General features: G+C 67.8%; 2 protein-coding genes. Both read right to left on the reverse strand.

Translation table 11 applies throughout. From position 1 onward, the window contains the following. A partial coding sequence (locus NBW84_RS13300; RefSeq protein WP_250285002.1) for a transcriptional repressor occupies window positions 1–187 on the reverse strand: 187 nt, incomplete at its 3' end. Next, a complete protein-coding gene (locus tag NBW84_RS13305) occupies window positions 160–606 on the reverse strand; it encodes a Dps family protein (RefSeq protein ID WP_250285003.1) in 447 nt (148 codons plus the stop codon). The genes NBW84_RS13305 and NBW84_RS13300, both read right to left, overlap by 28 nt. Window positions 607–1,983: the final 1,377 nt, after the last annotated feature.

Consider the following 1,983-nt stretch of genomic DNA (forward strand, 5'->3'; position numbering starts at 1 on the left):
GAACGTTGTAGACGCTGGCTCGAGCGAGATCGCGGCCCTGGCCCGTCAGGTGGCTGTGCACCTCGTCGGCCCGCCGGTGGCCGCCGAGACGGATCAGGGCGTCCAGCACCGCGAGCCGGGGGCCGGTGGCCCGCAGGCCCGCGGTACGTAGCCGGGCGCTCAGTTCAACTGTGCGCCAAACATCCATGTGTGCTTGTCCAGGGTCGCGGTGAGGCCGATCAGCAGGTCCTGGGTTACCGGGTCGAGATCGTTGAGCTGGTCCACCCGCGTACGGAGGGCGTCGGCTACTTTCCGTAGTCGGTTGGCGATCGCGCGCACCGCGTCGGCGTCGCTGATCGGCCCCGCGGGCAGTTCGCTCAGCGGTGTCTCCTTTGCCACGGTGGCGCTGCGCCCGTCCGGATGGTAGCCGATGGCCACCGCGCGTTCCGCGACTTCGTCCGCGCCCAGCCGCACGTCGTTGACCAGCGTGTCGAGCTGCTGGTGTACCGGGAGGAAGTGGGGGCCGACGACGTTCCAGTGGGCCTGTTTGCCCTGCTGGGCAAGATCAACAAACTCTACCAGTGTGGCTTGGAGCAGGCTACCCACGCGATCAACCTTGTTGATCATATCTGAGTCTCCTCTTCTTTGGACTATGTCTAATCTACCCGCTGTCCATAATGTGATCATGATGTTTTCCGGGGTGGCCGAAGACCCCGGAGGGGCCGCGACGAGGCGGCGTCGCGGTGTCGTGAGGCCCCCGTGCGGATGCGGGTGCGGCCGTCGGGAGCCGGGGCGCGAGGGTCCGTCCGGCCCATGTGCTTCCCGATGTTGGTGCGGGTGCGGCCGTCGGGAGCCGAGGCGGGCGGAGCGGTCCATACCCTCTCTCGGACGGGCCGACACCAGGCGCTCGTGGCGGCGGGCGTCGCGCGGCCGAGAAGAACCGTTGCGGCGATGCCGGATCCATCGATGGCGAGCCCACTGACGGTGAATCATTCGATGCTGAACGCGACCAATGTCGCCGGCACGCCAAGCCCGCTCCCCAGGCCGCGGGTCATGTTCGGCAGCCCACTGGGCGCCCGTCGTCGCACGGCGGGGCCATGGTCATCACGGCGGCGTTGTTCGCTAGAGCACCGGTCAAGTAGCGCGGATCCCATCCACGGACCACCCGTGCAGGCCATGATCCAGGCTATTTTGTCGTTGTGTACGCTTTTGCGGCCAAAAAGCGTACACAACGACAAAATAGCGCCGATCTTCTCCGGTAGCTGGCGCTCATCGAAGCGGGCCACCGTTCGGGGGGATACGTATGGTTACCCGACCGGCGCTCTAGGGGTGAACGTCCTGGGGCCGGGTGCGATGCTCAGCCCGCTCCCGCTCCCGCTCCCGCTGCTCAGGCGTGGCGGGACGGCGAACGGAGGTTCCGGACGGCACGGCGGGGGCCGGCAGCCCGGGCCCGGGCCCAGAGGCGACGTCCCGGCGCCGCGGCGGCCTATAGTCGATCATGGGATCGTCGGTGCGGGCCTGGATGGCGCACGGGCGCCCCCTGGAGGCGTCCACGGCGTACAGCCCTGTTATGGACGTATCGGTTACGGATATGTCTGCCGGTTACCTGAGGGGCTTCCGGCGGCATGAAGGCCGCGGGGCTCGGAAGGGGATGGGTGCCGTTGCCGGACCGGCGCTGGTGATGGACGACATCCGCAGGTCACGGCCCTGCCGGGTACGACGCGATGCGGCCGGGCCGCGTTCTCAAATATAGACAGATTATTATTCTGTTTCTGTTCGACCGGTTCACCGGGCTGGCCGTCGGGGCCGTCGGGCGTCCGGGGCGGCAAGGAAGATGATCTGGTTGCCCTCGGCTGTCCGGGCGGCGCCGCGGGCCCGCGCTGCCCCGCCATTTCGTGGATTCGAGGTCATTCCGCGGATTCGTGTCATCGCGGATAACGTCGACAACGGTGGCCAATGGGGCGTCCGCGTCCGATGGATGTCGCCTGACAGGGCCGCTGAGGA

Origin of the sequence: Protofrankia sp. CiP1_Cm_nod2 (genome assembly GCF_920664355.1) — a bacterium.
In the GTDB taxonomy this organism is placed as follows: domain Bacteria; phylum Actinomycetota; class Actinomycetes; order Frankiales; family Frankiaceae; genus Protofrankia.

Excerpts from the sequence above, each read along its gene's own strand:
- NBW84_RS13305 (WP_250285003.1), bottom strand. The coding sequence starts at position 606 with ATGATCAACAAGGTTGATCGCGTGGGTAGCCTGCTCCAAGCCACACTG.